The organism is Marinobacter sp. (assembly GCF_033722195.1).
Lineage (GTDB): Bacteria > Pseudomonadota > Gammaproteobacteria > Pseudomonadales > Oleiphilaceae > Marinobacter.
This window is the reverse complement of sequence record NZ_JAWVZL010000047.1, coordinates 1-22,563: the sequence shown is the minus strand read 5'-3', so window position 1 is coordinate 22,563 and position 22,563 is coordinate 1. Positions and strand designations below refer to the sequence as shown.

Here is a 22,563-nt window from a genome sequence, read left to right as displayed (position 1 = left end):
GATGGGGGCAGGGGCCTTCATCATGGCCTCCTACACCCAGGTCTCCTACGTCACCATTATTGGGGTGGCCGCCCTGCCGGCGCTGCTGTACTTCCTCTCGGTGGCCATGTTCGTGCGCATCGAGGCCAAGCGCAGCCACGCCGTGAAGCTGGAGGATGACCAGGCACCGACCCTGAAAGAGGTGCTCAAGGACGGCTGGCATTACCTGCTGCCCCTGGTCGTCCTGGTGGCCGCCCTGATCTACGGGTTTACGCCCACCTACGCCGCCGGCATCGCCATCGTCTCGGTGGTGGTGGCCTCCTGGCTGTCGAGGAAACCCATGGGATTCCGGGACATTCTGGATGCCCTGGCCATGGGCACCCGCAACATCATCACCACCGCCATCCTGCTGATTACCGTGGGGCTGATCGTAATGGTGGTGTCCACCACCGGCATCGGCAATACCTTCTCGCTGATGATCACCGAATGGGCCGGCGGCAGCCTGCTGATCACCATCCTGCTGGTGGCACTGGCCTCGTTGATCCTGGGCATGGGGCTGCCGGTCACTGCCGCCTACATTGTGCTGGCCACCCTGTCGGCGCCGGCCATCTACAGCCTGATTGCACAAAGCCAGCTGCTGGAGCTGCTGATGAGCGGTAATCTACCGGAGCAGGCCAAGGCCATCTTCATGCTGGCGGCGCCGGACAAACTGGAGCTGCTCAATGCCCCCATGGACGCCGCCACCGCCAGCAGCCTGCTGGCGGCGGTGCCGGACACCTTCACCACCCAGTTGCTGGAGCAGGCGCTGTCGCCCTATGCCCTCAGCATGGCGCTGGTGGCCGCCCACATGATCATCTTCTGGCTGTCCCAGGATTCCAACGTGACACCCCCGGTCTGCCTGACCGCGTTCGCCGCTGCCGCCATTGCCGGCACACCCCAGATGCGCACCGGCTTTACCGCCTGGAAAATCGCCAAGGGGCTCTACATAGTGCCGCTGCTGTTCGCCTATTCGCCGCTGATTTCCGGGACCCTGGTGGAGAAATTCACGGTGTTCGCCTTCGGCCTGTTCGGCATCTACGCCATCATCGCCGGTCTGGAGGGCTTCCTGGAGCATCGCCTGAACTGGTTGCTGCGGCTGCTGATGTTTCCGGTGGGGGCGCTGATGCTCTGGCCCCACGGCACCCTGTGGCTGGATGCCGGCGGGCTGGTCATCTTCCTCGCTTTGCTGGTGTGGAGCAGCCGACAAGGCCGCGCCGGCAGGGTGGCGCAGACCCTATGAGTGGCATGGCTTGATGAACCTGCCGGACCTGCTCGCCTTGGTGGCCCTCGGTGGCCTCGCCGGCTTTATCAATGTGTTGTCCGCCGGCGGCTCCATGCTGACCCTGCCGATGCTGATGTTCCTGGGATTGCCGCCCCAGGAGGCCAACGGTACCAACCGGGTCGCCATCACCCTGCAGAGCATCACCGCGGTGGGCAGCTTCCATCGCATCGGCCACGGCAACCTGCTGGTGAGCCTGCACCTGGCGGTGCCGGCGGTGCTGGGTTCCATGTTGGGGGCCTGGGTGGCCACCTGGGTGCCGGATGCGGTGTTCGAGTTTGTACTGGTGGCGGCGATGATCGGCGCCTCCCTGTTCATGCTCCTGCCGCAGCCGCTGCTGGACACCCGGCCGCTGACGCCGGAGCGCCTGGGCCCGGTGATCTATCTGGCCATGTTCCTGATCGGTATTTATGGCGGCTTCATCCAGGTGGGGGTGGGGGCGCTGTTCATCGTGGTGCTCTATCGCATGCTGCGTATCGACCTGCGCCAGGTGAACGTGTTCAAGGTGGCCATCGTGTTGCTCTACACCCTGCCGGCGCTGCTGATCTTCGCCCTCAATGACCAGGTGCGCTGGGGCGTGGGCCTGATCCTGGCGGTGGGCAACATCGCCGGCGCCTACCTCGCGGTCAAGGTCAACGTGAGCGCACGGGGCGCGATGTGGGTGAAATGGATCACCCTGGTGATGGTGGCTGCCATTCTGGTGCGACTGGTTCTTTACTGACAACCGATCGACTGACGACAACCCATGGGAGTGACGACTGTGAAAGCAATGGTGATCGAGGAGTACGGTGGTCCGGAGGTCTTTGTGGAGCGGGAAGTGGCAACGCCGGAGCCGGGCATGGGCCAGGTCCGCATCCGGGTGGTGGCCTCCAGCGTCAATCCGCTGGAGACCAAGATCCGCTCCGGCCTGGTGAAGACAGGGCCCGAACTGCCGGCGATCCTCAACGGCGATGTGGCCGGTGTGGTGGACAAGCTCGGCCCGGGGGTGTCGGATTTGAAGGTCGGCGACGAGGTCTTCGGCTGTGCCGGCGGTGTCCGGGGCTGGCAGGGTGCGCTGGCGGATTACATGGTGGCGGACGTGCGCCTGCTGGCCAGGCGCTCACCCAGCATCTCCCTGGCCCTGACCGAATGCGCGGCCCTGCCACTGGTGTTTCTCACCGCCTGGAGTGCGCTGGTGGACCGCGGCGGCCTGCAGGCCGGTGAACACGTGCTGATTCACGGCGGCACCGGCGGTGTGGGGCATGTGGCGGTGCAGATCGCCCGCCACCTGGGGGCGCGGGTGGCCACCACCGTCTCCAGCGAAGCCAAGGCCGACATCGCCCGCAAGCTGGGGGCGGATGACATCATCCTCTACCGGGAGGAGTCGGTGCAGGCCTACAAGGATCGCCTCACCGACGGCCGCGGCTTTGCCCTGGTGCTGGACACCGTCGGCGGCAGCAACCTGGACCGATCCATCGAGGCGGCGGCCATCGCCAGCCGAATCTGCGCCATCAACACCCGCTCCAGCCACGACCTGACCCAGATGCACGCCAAGTCCCTGAGCCTGCACGTGGTGTTCCGGTCCCTGCCATTGCTGCACGGCATCGGCATGGACGACCAGCCCCGGCTGATGGCGGCCCTGACAGGCATGCTGGAGCAGGAGGCGGTCTGCCCCCTGCTGGATGAGCAGCGTTACCGCTTCACCGAGATAAGCGACGCGCACCGCCGGTTGGAGGCAGGGCAGGCGACCGGCAAGATCCTGTTGCTGCGATGACAAAAAAGCCGGAGACCCGTCTGCGGGTGTCCGGCTTTCCTGCAGCCTGACTGCCACCCAATGGGGGTGGCAGTGCCGGCACTACTCGGAGGCGGCGATCAGGCTGGCGTTGCCGCCGGCCGCGGTGGTGTCCACGCACAGATGCCGCTCGATGACGTAGCGCTGATCCAGCTTGTGCTCGTCGATCAGCAGCACCAGCGCACCCTCACGCTTGGCCAGGGCCTGGCGATACTCCTTCAGCAGCGAATCCTCGGCGCAGCTGGCGACCGCCTGGATATCCTTCACGCTGGTCAGCGCATCCGGCGCTATCAGGCCATTGGCACCGGCGATGGGTAGCCCGGCCTTGGCCGCTTCCTTGACGGTGTCTTCCACCTCTGGCGCAACCACCACCACTTTGTTGCCCTGGGCCAGGGCCATGGCGGCCTGCTCCAGGGCGGTTTCCTTGTCCGGACCGAGACAGAGCACCGTCCCCCGTGGATGGTTGGACAGCAGGTTCTGCTCGCCGGTGGGGCCGGGCAGCTCCTCGACGTGATCGTCCGAGGGGGTGGGCACGTCCTTGAAGATCGGCTTCATGGCGTCGACACGGGGGCCAGGTGCCAGACCCTTGCTCTTGGCCAGGGAGCCGACCAGATTATCCAGCTTCTTGGCATCCACCTGGGTGGCGCCGCTGTCGGCCGGGCGCTTTTCCGTGTCGCCCTTCAGGAAGCGGCGCACATACTGCGGCCCGCCGGCCTTGGGCCCGGTGCCGGACAGGCCTTCCCCGCCGAACGGCTGGGAGCCGACGATGGCGCCGATCTGGTTGCGGTTGACGTAGGCGTTGCCCACCTTGATGCGCCGGGTGATGCGATCCACCCGCCGGTCCACCCGGCTGTGCATGCCGAAGGTGAGGCCGTAGCCCTTGGCGTTGATATCATCCACCACCTTGTCGATGTTCTTGGCCTCGAAGGTGGCCACGTGCAGCACCGGGCCGAAGATTTCCTCCTCCATCTCCTCGATGCCGCTCATCCGGATCACCGCCGGGGACACGAAGGTGCCCTTGTCCGGTATGTCCATCTTCTTCAGCAGCTTGCCTTTCTTCTCGAACTTCTCGCAGTGCTCCGAGATCTTCTTGCGGGCGGTCTCGTCGATCACCGGGCCCACGTCGGTGGACAGCAGCCAGGGATCACCGATCCCAAGCTCGTCCATGGCGCCGTAGAGCATCTCCAGCAGGTGGTCGGCAATGTCCTTCTGGACATACAGCATCCGCAGGGCGGAACAGCGCTGACCCGCGCTCTGGAAGGAAGAGGCCAGCACGTCCCGCACCACCTGTTCCGGCAGCGCCGTGGAGTCGACGATCATGGCGTTCAGGCCACCGGTTTCCGCCACCAGTACCGCATCCGGCGCCATGTTCTCCGACATGGCCTTGTCGATGCGCTGGGCGGTCGCGGTGGAGCCGGTGAAGCAGACGCCGGCGAGGCGGGCATCCGAGGTCAGCGGGCCGCCCACCTTGGCACCGGTGCCCGGCAGCAGCTGGACCACATCCTCCGGAATGCCGGCCTCGTACATCAGTTCCACAGCCCGGGCCGCCAGCAGGGAAGTCTGCTCGGCGGGCTTGGCCAGCACTGTGTTGCCGGCGGCCACATTGGCCATGATCTGGCCGGTGAAGATGGCCAGCGGGAAGTTCCACGGCGAAATGCAGCAGATGGCCCCGCGAGCCTCGCCACTGCCTTCGTAGCGTTCGGCTTCGTTGGCGTAGTACTGGGTGAAGTCCACGGCTTCGCGGATTTCCGCCACCGCGTCCAGCAGGGACTTGCCGGCCTCACGGGTGGTCAGCGCGAACAGCTCGTGGGCGTTGTCCTCGAACACATCGCCCACCTTGCGCACCAGGTCGGCACGCTCCCTGGCGGGCCGCTTGGACCAGGACTTGAAACCCTCCAGGGCGGCCTTCACCGCGGTGTCGATATCCGCATCGGAGCTCTGGGTGACATGGCCGACGGTGTCGTCCGGGTCGGCCGGGTTGCGCACCACCTGCACTTCGGTGCCGGCCACCTCGCCCTTAATGATGGGGCCGCCCTTCCAGCGATAGTCCTTGTAGGCGCCGCGGCCCTTCTCGATCTCGGCCACGGTGACCGGGTCGGTGATGTCCCAGCCCTTGGAGTTGCGCCGCTTCTCACCGAAGAGCTTGCGGGGATGGGTGATGGCCTTGCTGGAGATGTTCTCCCCCATGGCCCTGACCACATCCATCGGATCCTTGGCGATGTCCTCAGGGGTGATGCGGGTGTCCACGATCTGGTTGACGAACGAGCTGTTGGCGCCGTTCTCCAGCAGACGCCGCACCAGGTAGGCCAGCAGGTCCTTGTGGGGCCCGACGGGGGCGTAGATACGGCAGGGGACGCCGCTGTCCCTGAGCACCTCGCTGTGCAGCGACTCGCCCATACCGTGCAGGCGCTGGAACTCGTAGTTGGTGATCTTGTTGGCCTTCGCCAGCTCCATGATGGCCGACACCGAATGGGCATTGTGGGTAGCGAACTGGGGATAGATCCGGTCCGTCATGTTCAGCAGCTTGGTGGCGCAGGAGATGAACGAGACATCGCTGCAGGCCTTGCGGGTGAACACCGGGAAACTGCTCAGGCCCATCACCTGGGCGCGCTTGATCTCGGCGTCCCAGTAGGCGCCTTTCACCAGCCGCACCATGATGCGGCGGTCCAGCTTCTCCGCCAGGCCGTAGAGCCAGTCCAGGGCGTGGGCGGCCCGTTTGCCGTAGGCCTGGACCACCACCCCGAAGCCGTCCCAGCCCTTGAGTTCGTCGTCGGAGAGCAGTTCCTCGATCACATCCAGTGACAGATCAAGACGTTCCTGTTCCTCGGCGTCGATGTTGAAGCCCATGTTGGCCTTGGCAGCCTTCCTGGCCAGGGTTCGGGCGCGGGGAACGAGTTCGTTCATCACCCGTTCCTTGTTGCCGTACTCGTAGCGGGCCAGCAGTGCCGACAGCTTCACCGAGATACCGGGGTTGGTGCGCACGTCGCCCTTGCAGTGCTTGGCAATGGCGTCGATGGCATTGGAATAGGCGTTGTAGTAGCGCTGGGCGTCGGCATCGGTGCGGGCCGCCTCCCCCAGCATGTCGTAGGAGTAGGTGTAGCCCTTCTCCATGTAGCTCTTGCCGGCCTCCTGGGCCTCCTCGATGTCCCGGCCCAGCACGAACTGGCGGCCCATCTCTTTCATGGCCTGGCCGGCGACGGCGCGCACCACCGGCTCGCCCATACGCTTGACCAGTTTGCGCAGGGTCTCGCCCACGCTCTGGCGCTCGTTGTCCTTGAGCAGGTTGCTGGTCATCAGCAGCGCGATGGTGGCGGTGTTGATCAGCGACGAGGACGCCTTGCCCACATGGGAGCCCCAGCTGCCGGAGGTGATCTTGTCCTCGATCAGGGCATGGATGGTGGTGTTGTCCGGCACCCGAAGCAGGGCCTCGGCAAGGCACATGAGCGCCACGCCCTCGCGGGTGGTGAGGCCATACTCGGCCAGGAACTTCTCCATGATGGTGGGCTTGGCATTCTTTCGGACGTTGCGCACCAGCTCAGCGGCCCTGGCCGATATCGCCTTGCGTTCATCCTTGGACAACTGGGCGCCGTCGATCATTTCCCGCATGACCTTGTACTCGTCAGCGAGGTAGTAATCACGCATCGCCTGTCGGCTATCGACCAATTCGGGGACTTCTGACTGCTGCGGTCTCATGTTTATACCCTCTTACTGATTTGCCGCCCCTGTGTATCCAGAGGGGGCTACTCGTCCGATGTAAAAGCAGGACCGGGACGCCGTATCGTCTCTTTTCCTCACCAAAAACTGCGGTTGAAATTTCAGTGCGTCGTTAAAAAGACCGTTGCCACGTTCACGAGCGACCTTGCGGGTCCATGTGAGAATTTGTACTCCAGCTATCATGATAGCCGCCAAAACCGTCCCTTGCAGGAAACCCGGGCGAATCGGCCATTGCCGGCCGCCTGAAACGGCCCGAGGGGGCTCCGGATCGTCCGCCGCAGGGGTAGGCAAGAGAATGCGGGCGGGACCGCAAGACCCCGGGGGCGTTACGCTTCGCCCACCGAAAATGACAGGATGCGGGACAGATGGCTGTAGGGCAGACCGGTTTCCCGGTGCCAGTCGTTGAAGGCGGCCTGGGCCTGGACCAGGGCCTTCTTGCTGCCGGGGGAGGCGTCCAGGCGCTCCTCCCGGCGCAGCCCCAGCACCACGTCCGATGACAGGATGAAACCGTCCCAGCCCACCCGGCGCAGGAAGTACTGAGCGGTGTTGCCCCCCAGGCGGGCGCCGTGGCGTTTGAGCCAGAGCAGCAGGCCCACCTGGTCCTCGGAAGGCCACTGCGCAAGGAACCGGCCAAAGCCATCGTGCTGGCGGGAGGCCTCGACAATCATGCGGGCGTTCTCCGGCACCGTGCGAATCTTCTGCAGGTTGCGCACGATACGTTCATCCTCGGCCAGCTGCTCCAGCACCTCCGGCGGTACCTGCTGCCAGTACAGCGGCACGAAACCTTCGAAGGCGGCCTCGAAGCCCGGCCATTTGTGCTCGATCACCCGCCATACGAAGCCCGCCTTGAACACGCAGCGGGTCAGCATGGACAGGTAGCGATCATCCCCCATGGCTTCCAGCTCGGCGCGGGGCGGCACCGTGGGCAGCAGGGCCTGGACAGCACCGGCACCGCCTTTGTGGGCGACGGCCTGCTGGTAGATTCGGTCAAAAGACATAGGCTGAAGTCATCTGTCGGTTGTCGGGTCGGGTGTTGCGGGTTCACTATAGAGTAAATCCCACAGTCACCGGGAGTGAGTTCAATGCCAACCATCGGATGGATCTTCCTGCTTGGCGCCATTGGTATGGTCGTCGGCAGCCTGCTCCTGCTTCGGGATTCCGCCAAATCCATGCACATCCCGGAGGAAAAGAAGGAGAGGATCCGGCAGCGTCAGAAGGAGCTGGAGCGGGAGGAGGAAAAGGATTAGCGGAACCTCCCGTCGCCCGTGAGTGTCGACGGTATTTCAACACCCTCTCGCTTTGGCTAGAATCTGGAGGCTCTGTCTTTACCCGGGAACTCCATGAGCCTGCTGATAGCCTTCGCCCTGCTGTCCATCGTGTTCTCCTTTCTCTGCTCCATCCTGGAGGCGGCGTTGCTGTCGGTGACGCCGAGCTTCATTGCCTCGTTGAAGAAGGACAACCCGGTGCTGTTCCGGGGGCTTCGCAAGTTGAAAGACGACATCGAGGATCCGCTGGCGGCCATTCTGACCCTCAATACCATTGCCCACACAGCCGGGGCCACCGGTGTCGGTGCCCAGGTGGCCGTGGTGTTTGGGGAAGTCTGGCTGGGCGCCGCGTCGGCGGTGATGACGCTGGCGATCCTGATCTTGTCGGAAATCATTCCCAAGACCATCGGTGCCAAGTACTGGCGGGCAATAGCGCCGGCATTGCCGCGGATACTGGGATTCATGATCAAGGCCCTGCTGCCGTTCGTGTGGTTGTCCAAGCAGGTGACACGCAGGCTATCCAGAGGCGAGAACGAAACCGATATCCGCGGCGAGATCAGTGCGCTGGTGGAGATCGGGCGGGACCAGCAGGCGCTCGACGAGGACGAGCGCCGGATGATTCAGAACGTGCTGCGGTTTCACGAGATCAAGGTCAACAGCGTGATGACGCCCAGGACCGTGTGCCGGACCATCGCCCCGGACACCACCGTGGAAGAGTTCCGCCGTCTGGTCCGCTCCGCGCCTTTCTCCCGCTATCCGGTGATCGACGAGGACGGCGAGGCCCGGGGCTACATCCACAAGTCGGAGCTCATCGCCCTGTCAGAGGACGCCAACCTCATGGATCATGTCCGGGATATCAAGCGGGTGAAAACAGGCACCAATATCGAGTTCCTGTTCGCCGAGATGCTCCGCGAGCGCCAGCCCATCGGAGTGGTGTATGACGAACTGGGAACCTGGCTGGGTATCGTCACTCTCGAGGATATCCTGGAGACCCTGCTGGGCACCGAAATCATGGATGAGACCGACAATGTCTCGAATCTGCGCAAGTACGCCAGGCAACGCTGGAGCCGTAAGCTGCGCCAGGGCCAGGGCCAGAGCCAGGGCCGGGGCTAGGCAAGACAAGACAAGACAAAACAGGATCTCCGCCGCCACCGCCTCGCCCGGGAGCACCAGGCCGGGCGCCCGCCATCAGGGCGGACGCCTGGTCATAGGCTGCGCAAAGGATTCCTCAGAGTTCTGCCAGACAGGCCTCGACGATGGCCAAGCCTTCTTCCACCACCTCCTGGCCCGCCGTCAGCGGCATCAGGAAACGAATGGTGTTGCCGTAGAAACCACAGGACAGCAGGATCAGGCCCCGCTCCCGGGCTTTGGCGCACAGGGCCTGGGCCATCTCCGGAGCGGGTTCGCCGGTGGCCGGCTCGGTGAACTCGAACGCGGCCATTGCGCCCAGGTTGCGGGGGTGACTGACGGCGGCGAAGCGCTCCTGCCAGACTCCGAACCGCTCTGAAAGGACCCGACCCAGGTTTTGGCTCCGACCCAGGATGTCCTCCTCGTCGATAGCGCGGATCACAGCCAGCGCCGCCGCGCAGGCCAGCGGGTTGCCGCCGTAGGTGCCGCCCAGTGAGCCCGGGCCGGAGGCGTCCATGACCTCGGCGTTGCCTACCACTGCCGACAATGGCATACCGTCCGCCAGGCTCTTGGCCATGGTGATGATGTCGGCCTGGATGCCGCTGTGCTCGATGGCAAACAGGGTGCCGGTACGACCGAAGCCGGACTGGACCTCGTCGGCGATCAGCAGGATGCCGTGCTGGTCGCAGAGCTGGCGCAGGCCCTGCATGAAGGCAGGAGACGCAATGTAGAAGCCGCCTTCCCCCTGCACCGGTTCAATCACAATGGCCGCCACCTGGTGGGGGGCGATGTCGGTCTTGAAGCGGTTGCGGATGCCCGCCAGGGCCGCTTCATCGGAGATGCCGTGGAGCGGGTTGGGGTAGGGCGCCCGGAACACGTCGCCGGGCATGGGGCCGAAATCGTTCTTGTAGGGCAGCACCTTGCCGGTCATGGCCAGGGTCATCATGGTGCGGCCGTGAAAGGCGCCGTCGAAGGTGATCACGCCGGTGCGGCCGGTGGCGGCGCGGGCGATCTTGACGGCGTTTTCCAGGGCCTCGGCACCAGAGTTGATCAGCAGTGCCTTGCGGGCCTCACCGCGGGTGGGGGTGCGCTCGCACAGCTCCCGGGCCAGTTCCATGTAGGGCGCGTAGGGCATCACCATGGAGCAGGTGTGCATGACCTTGTCCAGCTGCTCGCGGATGGCTTCCACCACCTTGGGGTGGCGGTGGCCGAGGTTGAGCACACCGATGCCGCCGGCGAAATCGATCCAGCGGCGGCCGTCCTCGTCCCAGATCTCGGCGTTCTCGGCGCGGGCCGCGAAGGCGGTGGCGGCCGGGGTGGCACCCCGGGGCAGGTAACGGTGTTTCAGTTCGTTCAGTTCGCTGTTGTTCATCTTGCTTCTCCGGGTGTGCCGACAATGCGGCGGCTCAGAGGCCGCCGAGACAGACGTATTTGAGTTCGGTGAATTCGTCCAGGCCGTGGTGGGAGCCCTCCCTGCCCAGACCCGACTCCTTGACCCCACCAAAGGGCGCCAGCTCGGTGGAGATGATGCCCTCGTTGATGCCCACCATGCCGTACTCCAGACCCTCCATGGCGCGCCAGATCCGGCGGTAGTCGGTGCCGTAGCAGTAGGCGGCGAGGCCGGACGGGGTGTCGTTGGCCAGGGCGATGGCTTCCTCGTCCTGCTCGAAGCGCTGGATGGGTGCCACCGGGCCGAAGGTTTCCTCCCGCGACAGCCGCATGTCGGCGGTCACCTCGGTGAGCACGGTGGGCGCGTAGAACAGCGGCCCCTGGGGGTGGACCTCGCCACCGTACAGCAGGCGGGCGCCCCGGGCCCGGGCGTCGTCGACATAGCCCTGGACCTTGGCCACGGCGGCCTGGTTGATCAGCGGGCCGATCTGGACGCCGTCCGCCAGGCCGTTGCCCACCCGCAGCGCCTGTACCCGGGCCAACAGTTTGTCCACAAAGGCGTCGTGGACGCCGGACTGGACCAGGAAGCGATTGGTACAGACGCAGGTCTGGCCGGCATTACGGAACTTGGAGGCCATGGCGCCGTCCACCGCGGCGTCCAGGTCGGCGTCGTCGAACACGATGAAAGGCGCGTTGCCGCCCAGTTCCATGGCGGTCTTCTTGACGGTGCCGGCGCACTGCGCCAGCAAACGCTTGCCGACAGCCGTGGAGCCGGTGAAGGAGACCTTGCGCACCCGCGGGTCGGTGGTCAGTACTTCGCCCACCGCCGCCGGGCTGGACGCGGTGACGATGTTGATCACACCCTCCGGCAGGCCCGCCTGCCGGGCCAGCCGGACCAGGGCCAGGGCTGTCAGGGGCGTGGCTTCTGCGGGCTTGACCACCACGGTGCAGCCAGCGGCCAGGGCCGGAGCACATTTGCGGGTAATCATCGCCAGCGGGAAATTCCAGGGCGTGATGGCGGCAACCACGCCCACGGGCTCCCGCAGCACCAGGGTGCGCTTGTCGGCGCCGGCGGCCGGCAGGGTTTCCCCCGCCATGCGTTTGGCTTCCTCGGCGAAGAACTCGATGAAGGAAGCGCCGTAGACCACCTCGCCCCGGGCTTCCGCCAGGGGCTTGCCCTGCTCACGGGTCATCAGTTCGGCGAGAGTGTCCGCCTCTGCCATGACCAGCTCGTACCAGCGCCGCAACAGGGCCGAGCGCTGCTTGACCGGAACCTGTCGCCACTGGCGGCCGGCGGTTTCGGCGGCGGCGATGGCGTCGCGGGTGTCATCGGCGCCCAGGTCCGCCACCTGCGCCAGTTCCTCGCCGGTGGCCGGATCGGTAACGGCAAAGCGGGACTGCCCGCTGCGCCATTCGGCGCCCACCAGGCTGTTTACGGCGTTACCGGTGACAAGTTCCATCAGGGACATGCGCTTTCTCCTGTCGGTGAACGGTTGCAGGGCGATGTGGCGGCCCCGAATTCGGAAGCAACGTTAACAGGCTGGACCGGGGCGCCCTATAGACCAATAATCGGTTTGACTGGACCAATTCGGGTCAGGTCGCCACGTCCGTTGCGACGGCGGGAGTGGCAAACGGGAAAGGGGAGAGATCATCGGATGCTTGAGGAAGACGCCGCCCTGGCGGTCATGCTGAATGCCTATCAGCTGCAACCGGAAGGTCTGGGCAAGCGGGTCCGCATCGAGCAGGCCCTGCGTTCGGTGATCGGACGGGAATGGCCGGCGGGTCAGCGCCTGCCGCCGCACCGGGCCTTGTGCCAAAGCCTCGGCGTGGCCCGCAACACCCTGGCGCAGGCGGTGGGACAGTTGATCGCCGAGGGCTGGCTGATCACCGGCCAGGGCCAGGGCACCTGGGCCCAGCTGCCGCCCCAGCCCCGTTTGCAGGCAGCGGCCGACACGGCGCCGCTGTCGCAGCGGGCCAGGTCTGTCCTGGGCAAGACCGGCGCCAGTCCGGTCCAGAGTGGGGCCTTCACGCCGGGCATCCCGGACATCACCCACTTTCCCATGCGCAAGTGGCGCCAGCTCTACACCAGCGTCACGGTGCCCCACAACGTGTTGCTGCTGTCCTACTCCACCGGCGGTTACGGACCCCTGAAGCGGGCCATCCGTGACCTGCTCTGGCGCTGGCGGGGGCTGCGCTGTGACAGCGAGCAGATCATCATCACCGAGGGCGCCCACAACGCCATCGAGCTCTGTGCCCTGGCGCTGGCGGATCCCGGCGACCGGGTTCTGATGGACTCGCCCTGCTACTGGGGTGCCCGCAACGTCTTTACTGCCGCCGGCCTGGACTACGACATGTTGCCCTGGCATCCCGGTGAGGGCTACTCACCCCGGAGCGACCAGGGCCCGGTGCGGATCGCCTACTTCACCGGTTCCCGCCATTATCCCCTCAACCTGCCCACCAGCCTGGCGGACAAGCTCGGTCTATGTGAGCAGGCCCGGCCGGATTTCATCATCGAGGACGACTACGAGTTCAGCACCGACGACCCCGGCAACCTGGTGTTCGATCCGGACGCCCCCAACCAACTGCTGGTGGGCTCTTTTTCCAAGCTGATGTTTCCGGGCCTGAGGCTTGGCTACCTGGTGGCGCCGCGGCCGCTGGTGGGCGCCCTCAGCCGCCTGCGCAGCGAAGTCTCCCGGGAGGGCCGGATGCTGGACCAGGCGGTGCTGGCGCGGTTCATCGAGGATGGCGACCTGGACCACTGGTACCGGCGCATTCGCCGGGAATACCTGGCCCGCCAGCAGGTGGTGCATGATCGCCTGAGCAAGGTGCCCGGCGTGGTCCGGATCTCGCCGCCGGCCGCCGCCATCGGCCTGTGTGTGGAGCTGGACCCGGCGGTGGACGATCACGCCCTGGCGCAGTACCTGCTCAACGCCCGCCTGGTGGCGCGCCCCCTCAGCCTTGCCTGTGGCGCCACCGATCCCAGGCGTGGCCTGGTACTGGGCGTGGGCCTTATATCCGGCACCCTGCTGGCCCGGGAAAGCGACCGGCTGGCGACTCTGCTGGGGCGCTGGCTGGGGGAGGATCGGCTTCAAACCCCTCCAAAATCCTAAAAATCGGACCTTTTTGCAAAAAATAGTAGATTTTTGTAAGTCAAAACCGTCGGATGCGACTAAGTTTAAATATGAACAAATTTTCAGGTCAGGAACCGACACCCGACATCAACGCAGTAATCATTGTGGTGCCGAGACGGCCTGGAAGCGGTACCGCGTGATCGATTGATCAGGCAAGCGAGGTAAAAAAACAAAGGGAGCAACTACCGGCGCATTGCCGGTAAGCGCAACACCCGGTCGGAGTCGCCTCCGACCTTAAGCAGGAGAGAAGTTTCATGGCTATTGGTATTTGGATCAGTCTGATTTCCTATTTTGTGCTCATGATTGCCATCGGGCTATTCGCGATGCGCACATCGACGTCCTCATCCGAAGACTACATGCTGGGCGGCCGGTCCCTCAGCCCCAAGGTCGCGGCCCTCTCGGCCGGGGCGTCGGATATGAGCGGCTGGCTGCTGCTGGGGCTTCCAGGCGCGCTCTTCGTTTCCGGTCTGGCATCCGCCTGGATCGGTATCGGCTTGCTGGTGGGGGCCCTGGTCAACTGGATTGTGGTTGCGCCAAGGCTGCGGGAGCAGACGGTGCATTACGGCAATGCCCTGACCATTCCATCCTTCCTCTCGAACCGCTTCCCCACCAAGGCGATGCCCCTGCGGACGGTGTCGGCGATTGTCATCGTGGTGTTCTTCGCGGTCTACACCGCCTCCGGTCTGGTGGCCGGCGGCAAGCTGTTTGAGAGCGCCTTCGCCGGCATCGTCAACTTCGGCGGCATGAGCGACTACGCCACCGGCATCGTGATCACCCTGGGTGTTGTTCTGGTGTACACCGTGGTGGGCGGCTTCCTGGCGGTGAGCATGACCGACTTTGTGCAGGGCTGCATCATGATGCTGGCGCTGGTGATCATGCCGGCGGTGGTGCTCTTCGGCGAGGGCGGTGGCGGCTTTGCCCAGGCCTCCCAGACCCTTAACGAGGTGGATCCGACGCTGTTGTCCTGGACCGAGGGGCTGACGCTTATCGGGTGGCTGTCGGCGGTGACCTGGGGCCTGGGCTATTTCGGCCAGCCTCATATCATTGTGCGATTCATGGCGATTCGCACCCTCAAGGAGGTGCCCGTTGCCCGTAACATCGGCATGTCGTGGATGGCAATTTCCCTCATCGGCGCCATTTCCCTCGGTATCTTCGGTCGTGCCTATGCCGTGCGCAACGGTCTGGACATTGCAGATCCCGAGACGCTCTTCATCATTCTGTCCAATCTGCTGTTCCATCCGCTGATTACCGGCTTCCTCTACGCCGCGCTGCTGGCGGCCATCATGAGTACCATCTCCAGCCAGCTGCTGGTGTCCTCGTCGTCACTCACGGAGGACTTCTATCGTCTGTTTCTGCGAAAGGAAGCGACCGACCGGGAGTGCGTGAACGTGGGACGGGTCTGCGTTGTGGCGGTGGGCCTGGTGGCCGCGGTCATTGCGTCCGACCCGGACTCCCAGGTTCTGGGGCTGGTCAGTAACGCCTGGGCCGGCTTCGGCGCTGCCTTTGGCCCGCTGATCATCCTGTCCCTGACCTGGCAGCGCACCAACGGTGCCGGTGCCGTTGCGGGCCTGGTGGTGGGTGCCGCCACCGTGATGATCTGGATCTCCCTGGGCTGGAACGCCGAATTCATGGGTGGGCCGGGCGTCTACGAGATCATTCCGGGCTTTATTGCGGCCTGGATTGCTATCGTGGTGGTCACCCTGGCGACCGCCGATGCTGGCGAGTACCAGGCCATCGATGCCAAACCCAACGCCTGATACCAGGGCGTAATGAGAAAGGGCTCCCGAGGGAGCCCTTTTTTTGTGCTTTGACTCTTGCCTATGCCGGGGCAGGGCGGGTCAGACGGCCAGCCCCTGCGCCCCGACGGTCATTCCCGGGGTTTGGTCTCCTTGGCGGGGCTACCTGGCACCCACCAGGCCTTGGCCTTGGCCGGGGCTTCCTCGAGGCTGGTGCCGCGGGTCTTGATCAGCGATATGGCCATGGACCCGCCGATAAGAACCGCAGTGATGAGCAGGGCGATTTCCGTCGGGATCACCTTTTCACCGAACCAGGCGTTGAGGATCATCTTGGTACCAACCACCATCAGTACCAGCGACAGGCCGTATTTCAGATAGTGGAAGCGGTGAATGATGCCCACCAGGGCAAAGTAGAGGGCCCGCAAACCCAGGATGGCGAACACGTTGGCGGTGTAGACGATAAAGGGGTCGGTGGTGATGGCGAAAATGGCCGGGATGGAATCCAGGGCAAAGACCACGTCCGTCAGCTCCACCAGCACCAGCACGATGAACAGCGGGGTCATGAACAGCAGGCCGTTGCGGCGGACAAAGAACCGGTCGCCCTCGAAGGTTTCGGTGACCCGGAAGCGTGCCCGCATGAATTTGACAATGCGGTTGTTCTCCATGTCCGGTTCCTGGCCCACCGCCAGCAGCATTTTGAATCCGGTGACAATCAGGAAGGCACCGAACACATAGATGATCCAGTGGAAGGCTTCGATGACGCTGGCGCCCACGAAAATGAGCGTGCCCCGCATCAGCAGAGCACCGATGATACCCCAGAAGAGCACCTTGTACTGGTACTGTGGCGGCACCGAGAAGTGCATGAAGATCAACAGGAAAACGAAGATGTTGTCCACACTCAGGCTTTTCTCGATGAGATAACCGGTGACGAACTCATAACCCGAATCGGCGCCCATGAAGTTGAAGACACCGGCGGCGAAGATCATCGCGAGAATCACGTAGCCGAGGCTCAGCCAGAGGGCCTCCTTGACCGAGATTTCCTTGGTTTTCCGGTGCAGCACACCCAGGTCGAATGCCAGCAACGCCAGAACAAACACATTGAAGCCTATCCAGGCCCACATCATATCCATCGGTTTCTCGCTTGCGAAAAAGGTTGGCTACATCATCGGGCACCGGCCCGCCCTGAAGGCGGCGCCACCCGTGCCGGCAAACGATGCAGGGTTCCGATCCGGGTTACCATCGGTACTTGTCCGTGGTCGGCCCACGAACGCGGGGGCCGGTCAGCCCCGGTGGGCGCAGCAGGCCTTGAACTTCCTGCCGCTGCCGCACGGGCAGGGTTCGTTGCGCCCCGGTTTGTAGGGCCCCTGGCGGGTGTCACCGTCCACATAGAGCCAGCGACCCTCGCTTCTCCGGAAGCGGGAGTTTTCCTCCAGGCAGCCCCACCGCCCGGCGTCCCGGTAAAAGGCCTGGAAATGCACCTGGCCTTCATCGCCCTGTTGCCCACTGGCGACTATGCGCAGGCCAGCCCATGGCGGCGATCCTTCCAGGCTGAGGTTCCCAGGCCGGGTGCAGGGGTGCCAGGTGGACTTGAGATAGTCGGTATCGCCGGCAACGAACGCACAGTAGCGGGAGCGCATCAGCGCTTCCGGGCTGGGCGCGGGCTCGCCCCGATGATAACGCTGGCAGCACTGGCCATAGGTCTGGCCGGAGCCACAGGGGCAGGGCGTATTCGGATCTGGGGTCATTTGTGTTTCCTGATTACAAACAGAAACGCCAGCCCGGAGGCTGGCGTTCTGCATTCACACTACATCAGCGGTCGATTCAGGCCACGTTGGCTTCGGCGGCGCGCTTGGTGTAGTTCTCCATCTGGTCGAAGTTCAGGTACTTGTAGATGTCCTTCGCCATGCTGTTGAGGTCCTTGGCGTACTCCATGTACTCCTGCGGGGTGGGCAGCTTGCCCAGGACCGCGCCCACTGCCGCCAGTTCCGCGGAGGTCAGGTACACGTTGGCACCATCACCCAGACGGTTGGGGAAGTTACGGGTGGAGGTGGACAGCATGGTGCTCTTGGCGGCCACCCGGGCCTGGTTACCCATGCACAGGGAGCAGCCCGGCATCTCGGTGCGCACACCGGCGGTGCCGTAGATGTTGAAGTAGCCTTCCTCCATCAGTTGGGCCTCGTCCATCTTGGTGGGCGGGGACATCCACAGCCGGGTCTTCAGCGGCTCCTTGTTCTGGGCCAGCAGCTTGCCGGCGGCGCGGAAGTGGCCGATGTTGGTCATGCAGGAACCGATGAACACCTCGTCGACCTTGTCGCCGGCCACTTCCGACAGGAAGCGGGCGTCGTCCGGATCGTTGGGGCAGCAGACGATGGGCTCCTTGATGTCCGACAGGTCGATTTCCACCACGTGGGCGTACTCGGCGTCCTTGTCGGCGCGCATGAGCTTGGGATCGGCCAGCCACTCTTCCATCTTGCGGGCACGACGCTCAAGGGTACGGGGGTCGCCGTAGCCTTCGGCAATCATCCAGCGCAGCATGGTGATGTTGGAGCGCAGGTACTCGGCCACAGACTCTTCCGACAGGTTGATGGTGCAACCCGCGGCGGAGCGTTCGGCGGAGGCGTCGGAGAGCTCGAACGCCTGCTCGACGGTCAGGTGCTCCAGACCTTCGATCTCCAGGATACGGCCGGAGAACTCGTTGATCTTGCCTTTCTTCTCAACAGTCAGCAGGCCCTGCTTGATGCCGTAAAGCGGAATGGCATGGACCAGGTCCCGCAGGGTGATGCCGGGCTGCATTTCACCCTTGAAGCGCACCAGTACCGACTCCGGCATGTCCAGCGGCATGACGCCGGTGGCAGCGGCGAAGGCCACCAGGCCGGAACCGGCCGGGAAGGAGATGCCCATGGGGAAGCGGGTGTGGGAATCACCACCGGTGCCCACGGTATCCGGCAGCAGCATGCGGTTCAGCCAGCTGTGGATGATGCCGTCACCCGGACGCAGGGCAACGCCACCCCGGTTACGGATGAAGTCCGGCATGGTGTGCTGCATTTCCACGTCCACCGGCTTGGGGTAGGCGGCGGTGTGGCAGAAGGACTGCATCACCAGGTCGGAGGTGAAGCCCAGGCAGGCCAGGTCTTTCAGCTCGTCCCGGGTCATCGGGCCGGTGGTGTCCTGGGAGCCGACGGTGGTCATCTTGGGCTCGCAGTAGGTACCCGGGCGAACGCCCTTGCCTTCCGGCAGGCCACAGGCCTTGCCCACCATCTTCTGGCCCAGGGTGAAGCCCTTGGTGCCGGCTTCCGGATCCTTGGGCAGGCGGAAGACATCGCTCGGGCCCATGCCCAGCGCTTCGCGGGCGCCGTTGGTCAGGCCGCGGCCGATGATCAGCGGAATCCGGCCGCCGGCCTGGACTTCGTCCAGGATCACGTCGGACTTGAACTTGAACTCGGAAATGACTTCCCGGGCCTCGTTCAGGATCTTGCCTTCGTACGGGCGAATCTCGATCACGTCGCCCATGTTCATGTTGTCAACCGGGGCTTCGAACACCAGCGCGCCGGCGTCTTCCATGGTGTTGAAGAAGATAGGGGCCACCTTGCTGCCGATACAGACACCGCCGGCACGCTTGTTGGGCACGCCCGGGATGTCCTCACCGAAGAACCACAGCACCGAGTTGGTGGCGGACTTGCGGGAGGAACCGGTACCCACCACGTCGCCCACGAAGGCGACCGGCAGGCCCTTGGCCTTGATTTCCTCGATCTGCTGCATCGGGCCGGTGACACCGGGCTCGTCCGGCTTCAGGCCCTCGCGGGGCATCTTGTAGGCGGCGCGGGCGTGCAGCGGGATGTCGGGGCGCGACCAGGCGTCCGGGGCCGGCGACAGGTCATCGGTGTTGGTTTCGCCGGTGACCTTGAACACGGTCATCTTGATGGACTCGGGTACCTTCTTCTTGCTGGTGAACCACTCGGCGGCGGCCCAGGACTCCATGATGCCCTTGGCGACGGTGTTGCCGGCGTCCATCTTTTCCTTGACGTCGTTGAAGGCGTCAAACATCAGCAGGGTCTTTTTCAGCTTCTCGCCGGCCAGCTCGGCCAGTTCGGCGTCGTCCAGCAGGTCCACCAGGGTCTCGATGTTGTAGCCGCCCTGCATCATGCCCAGCAGGTCCACGGCTTTCTTCTTGTCCAGCAGGGGCGAGCTGGCCTCGCCCTTGACGATGGCGGACAGGAAACCGGCCTTGACGTAGGCGGCTTCGTCCACCCCCGGCGGTACCCGGTTTTCCAGCAGGTCCACCAGGGTGTCTTCCTCGCCGGCGGGCGGGTTCTTCAGCAGTTCAACCAGAGCTGCGGTCTGTTCGGGGTTCAGGGGCTTGGGGGGGATGCCCTGAGCCGCACGTTCTGCGACGTGTTCACGATAGGCTTCTAACACGGTATGGACCCTCATCAGTTGGGGAAGTCCCGCCGGATCAGCGTTGGCCTGGCGGGAGTTTTTTGGCGGAAAAGGCCGCGAACTGGCGCAGCATTCTATAGGAAAGCCCCTGTAAAGTTAAGTTGGCCAAAGGGCGTGGAGCGCCCCACAAGGGTGCGCCGGCCATCCCCGGACAACGGCCCGCGATGCTGGCTTCAGGGCGCTGCTGTGTATAATGCAGGGCTCCGACCGCCATGCATCACCGCCTGATACTGCCATGAAACAGACCGACCTGGACGCCATCTACGACTTTTTGCCCTGCCGCACACCCCAGGCCTGGGTGGCGAATGCGCTGGCCGATCCGGCCACCATGCTGATTGACCACGCCCACTGCGAGAAAAAGGCCGCCTCCACGGCGCTGAGCCTGATGTACCGCTATGTGGACAACCCGGACCTGCTCAACAAGATGTCGCGGCTGGCCCGGGAGGAGCTTCGCCATTTCGAACAGGTCCTGGCGATCATGAAAAAGCGCGGTATCGCCTACGGCCACCTGACGCCCTCCCGCTACGCCGCCGGCCTGCGCCAGGCTGTGCGCCCCACCGACCCGGAGCGGCTGGTGGACGTCCTGGTGGTGGGTGCCATCATCGAGGCCCGCTCCTGCGAGCGTTTCGCCACTCTGGCGCCGCACCTGGAAGCTACCCTGGCGGACTTCTATACCGGCCTGCTGAAGTCCGAGGCCCGACACTACCGTGACTACATTACCCTGGCGGAACAGGCCAATGGCGGCCCGGTGGATGACCGTATCGCCGTGTTCCTGGCGCTGGAGCAGGATCTGGTGACCCGGCCCGACAGCGAGTTCCGTTTCCACAGCGGCCCGGTTCCGGCCTGACAGCGCCGGTTCAACGGGCGCCTTCCCGTTCGGCGGCTTTTTCGGGGTCCATCAGCTCCGGCTCCTCGAGCATGATGCGGTCCGAGTGGGCCACGCCGTAGCGATTGCGGGCCCAGAGGTACATCACCAGGCCCAGCAGCATCCAGCCGCCGAAGATCAGCCACTCCAGCCCGGTCAGGGCGGAGGGACTGCCCGGCATGTAGAGCAGGATCATGCCAACCGACAGCACCGCGGCGATGCCGCCCACCACCTTACCCTGGGACACCCGGAAGGGCCGCTCCATGTCCGGCTCACGCCGCCGCAGCACCAGGAACGAAATGGCCACGAACAGGTAGGCGATGACAATGCCCAGGCCGCCTGAATTGACCAGCCAGACCAGCGCGGGCCTACCGAAGAAGGGGGCCAGGCTGGAGATGGCGCCGATCATCAGGATCGCGTTGACCGGGGTCTTGTGGACCGGATGCAGCCTGGCCAGGAAAGCCGGCAGCATGCCCGCCTCCGCCAGTGCGTAGATGGCCCGGGATCCGCCCACATAGAAGGCGTTCCAGCTGGTAATGATGCCGGCGACCCCGGCCAGCACCATCAGTTTGCCGGCCCAGGGCGCGTCGAATACTGCCTGCATGGCGTCCGGCACCGCCAGGGAGCTTTCCGCCAGCGCCACCGGGGTGAGTGTCAGACCGGTACCGAGAATGATGAGGGCGTACCAGAACACTGCCAGGATGACAGAAATCATCAGCACCCGGCCGATCTGCCGGAACGGCAGGTTGATTTCCTCCGCGGCCTGGGGGATCACGTCAAAGCCGACGAACATGAAGGGCACCATGATCAGTACGATCATGATGCCGCCGATCACACCTTCCTCAACGTTGAACAGCGGCTCCATGGTGGCGGTGTCACCGGTGAACAGGGCGCCGGTGATGAACATCACCCCCACAACCATAATCAGCAGGGTCACCAGTTTCTGCACCAGTGCGGCGGTGCGGATGCCGACGTAGTTGATGGCCATCATCACCAGCGAACCCGCCAGGCCCACAGCCACCCAGGTGGCCTCAACCTCCCAGCCCGCCACGGTCCACAGGTGGCCTACCGAGTAGCCGGGGAACAGGTGTTCCACCACCGTGGGCAGGGCCACGGCTTCAAAGGACACCACGCTCATGTAGCCCAGTACGATGGCCCAGGTGCAGACAAACGAGGAGAAGTGGCCCAGCGCCCGGTAGCTGTAGACGTGCTCGCCACCCACCTTGGGCATGGCGGCGGCCAGTTCGGCGTAGGTGAGACCCACCAGCACGATGGCGATGCCGCCAACCACAAAGGCGGTGATGGCGCCGAGACTGCCGGCGGACTGGATCCAGGTGCCGGTCATTACGATCCAGCCCCAGCCGATCATGGCACCGAACGCCAGGGCCAGGATGTCCTTGCCAACCAGGACACGGGTCAGTTTGGGGTTATCGCCGGTTTTCATCCTGAAATCCCTTATCCGCGATAGATCTTTTTATCCTGCGCCTTCCGACCAGCGATGTGAACCCCGGCGGACGGTGGTCAGAGCTGGCGGCACAGCTCCATCCAGCGATCGATGCCGGCGCTGCGGTATTTCTGCTTGTGCAGGATGAAATAGAACTGGCGGTCGAAGCGGCGATGCTCCGGCACCGCCAGGGGCACCAGGCTGCCCCGGCGGAAGGCATCCGCCAGGCAGACCCGGGACAGGCAGCCGATGCCCAGGTTGGCCTCTACCGCCCGCTTGATGGCCTCGGTATGCTCCAGCTCCAGCAGGATTTCCAGGTCCGGAAGCAGGCCGTGCATGCCGCGCTCGAACGTCTGGCGGGTGCCGGAGCCGGGCTCCCGCATGAT

General features: G+C 64.5%; 17 protein-coding genes. 8 read left to right on the top strand and 9 right to left on the bottom strand.

The genetic code is table 11. From position 1 onward, the window contains the following. From R3280_RS10095 to R3280_RS10085, 3 genes are all read left to right on the top strand, one after another. The coding region (locus tag R3280_RS10095) for a TRAP transporter fused permease subunit (protein ID WP_318998478.1) at nt 1-1,258 on the top strand (1,258 nt) is incomplete at its 5' end. Between the two features lie 13 nt (nt 1,259-1,271). Beyond that, on the top strand, nt 1,272-2,018 hold the full coding sequence (locus R3280_RS10090; RefSeq protein ID WP_318998477.1) for a sulfite exporter TauE/SafE family protein: 747 nt from the start codon (nt 1,272-1,274) through the stop codon (nt 2,016-2,018). A 24-nt stretch (nt 2,019-2,042) separates the two neighbouring features. Then, on the top strand, nt 2,043-3,050 hold the full coding sequence (locus R3280_RS10085; RefSeq protein WP_318998476.1) for a zinc-dependent alcohol dehydrogenase family protein: 1,008 nt from the start codon (nt 2,043-2,045) through the stop codon (nt 3,048-3,050). 81 nt (nt 3,051-3,131) lie between these two features. Here the strand turns inward: R3280_RS10085 and putA are convergent, their stop codons facing one another. Both putA and R3280_RS10075 read right to left on the bottom strand, forming a co-directional pair. Next, nucleotides 3,132-6,761, bottom strand: coding sequence for a bifunctional proline dehydrogenase/L-glutamate gamma-semialdehyde dehydrogenase PutA (gene putA, locus R3280_RS10080; RefSeq protein ID WP_318998475.1), 3,630 nt, complete (start codon nt 6,759-6,761; stop codon nt 3,132-3,134). A gap of 347 nt (nt 6,762-7,108) precedes the next feature. Next, nucleotides 7,109-7,780, bottom strand: coding sequence for a DNA-3-methyladenine glycosylase I (locus R3280_RS10075; RefSeq protein ID WP_318998474.1), 672 nt, complete (start codon nt 7,778-7,780; stop codon nt 7,109-7,111). 84 nt (nt 7,781-7,864) lie between these two features. Here R3280_RS10075 and R3280_RS10070 point away from each other — a divergent pair, with 84 nt between their 5' ends. Together R3280_RS10070 and R3280_RS10065 are read left to right on the top strand one after the other, a co-directional pair. Further along, on the top strand, nt 7,865-8,029 hold the full coding sequence (locus R3280_RS10070) for a DUF2897 family protein (RefSeq protein ID WP_318998473.1): 165 nt from the start codon (nt 7,865-7,867) through the stop codon (nt 8,027-8,029). A gap of 93 nt (nt 8,030-8,122) precedes the next feature. After that, nucleotides 8,123-9,160, top strand: a complete 1,038-nt coding sequence (locus R3280_RS10065; RefSeq protein ID WP_318998472.1) for a CNNM domain-containing protein — start codon at nt 8,123-8,125, stop codon at nt 9,158-9,160. Nucleotides 9,161-9,275: 115 nt separating this feature from the next. Here the strand turns inward: R3280_RS10065 and gabT are convergent, their stop codons facing one another. Further along, entirely contained in the window at nt 9,276-10,547 is a 1,272-nt protein-coding gene (gene gabT / locus R3280_RS10060; protein WP_318998471.1) for a 4-aminobutyrate--2-oxoglutarate transaminase, read from the bottom strand. Between the two features lie 34 nt (nt 10,548-10,581). Next, a complete protein-coding gene (locus tag R3280_RS10055) occupies nt 10,582-12,033 on the bottom strand; it encodes an NAD-dependent succinate-semialdehyde dehydrogenase (RefSeq protein WP_318998470.1) in 1,452 nt (483 codons plus the stop codon). Nucleotides 12,034-12,219: 186 nt separating this feature from the next. Here R3280_RS10055 and R3280_RS10050 point away from each other — a divergent pair, with 186 nt between their 5' ends. Beyond that, nucleotides 12,220-13,674 carry a PLP-dependent aminotransferase family protein gene (locus R3280_RS10050; RefSeq protein ID WP_318998469.1) on the top strand — a complete coding sequence of 485 codons (1,455 nt, stop codon included), beginning with the start codon at nt 12,220-12,222 and terminating at the stop codon, nt 13,672-13,674. A gap of 275 nt (nt 13,675-13,949) precedes the next feature. Further along, complete coding sequence (gene putP, locus R3280_RS10045) at nt 13,950-15,452, top strand: sodium/proline symporter PutP (protein WP_318998468.1); 1,503 nt, start codon at nt 13,950-13,952, stop codon at nt 15,450-15,452. 110 nt (nt 15,453-15,562) lie between these two features. On the opposite strand, the gene R3280_RS10040 is transcribed toward putP, so the two are convergent. The 3 genes from R3280_RS10040 to acnB all read right to left on the bottom strand — a co-directional run bounded on the left by R3280_RS10040 (nt 15,563) and on the right by acnB (nt 19,847). Next, on the bottom strand, nt 15,563-16,561 hold the full coding sequence (locus R3280_RS10040) for a TerC family protein (RefSeq protein WP_318998467.1): 999 nt from the start codon (nt 16,559-16,561) through the stop codon (nt 15,563-15,565). 150 nt (nt 16,562-16,711) lie between these two features. After that, complete coding sequence (locus tag R3280_RS10035; protein ID WP_318998466.1) at nt 16,712-17,176, bottom strand: YchJ family protein; 465 nt, start codon at nt 17,174-17,176, stop codon at nt 16,712-16,714. Between the two features lie 76 nt (nt 17,177-17,252). Next, nucleotides 17,253-19,847 (bottom strand): bifunctional aconitate hydratase 2/2-methylisocitrate dehydratase, encoded by a 2,595-nt coding sequence (gene acnB / locus R3280_RS10030; RefSeq protein ID WP_318998479.1) that lies wholly within the window; start codon nt 19,845-19,847, stop codon nt 17,253-17,255. Between the two features lie 256 nt (nt 19,848-20,103). Between acnB and R3280_RS10025 the strand changes: the two genes are divergently transcribed. Next, nucleotides 20,104-20,715 carry a tRNA-(ms[2]io[6]A)-hydroxylase gene (locus R3280_RS10025; protein ID WP_318998465.1) on the top strand — a complete coding sequence of 204 codons (612 nt, stop codon included), beginning with the start codon at nt 20,104-20,106 and terminating at the stop codon, nt 20,713-20,715. A gap of 10 nt (nt 20,716-20,725) precedes the next feature. Here the strand turns inward: R3280_RS10025 and R3280_RS10020 are convergent, their stop codons facing one another. Together R3280_RS10020 and R3280_RS10015 are read right to left on the bottom strand one after the other, a co-directional pair. Next, the gene (locus R3280_RS10020; RefSeq protein ID WP_318998464.1) at nt 20,726-22,177 is read right to left on the bottom strand and encodes an APC family permease; all 1,452 of its coding nucleotides are present in this window, start codon (nt 22,175-22,177) and stop codon (nt 20,726-20,728) included. Between the two features lie 77 nt (nt 22,178-22,254). After that, the coding region (locus R3280_RS10015; protein ID WP_318998463.1) for a LysR substrate-binding domain-containing protein at nt 22,255-22,563 on the bottom strand (309 nt) is incomplete at its 5' end.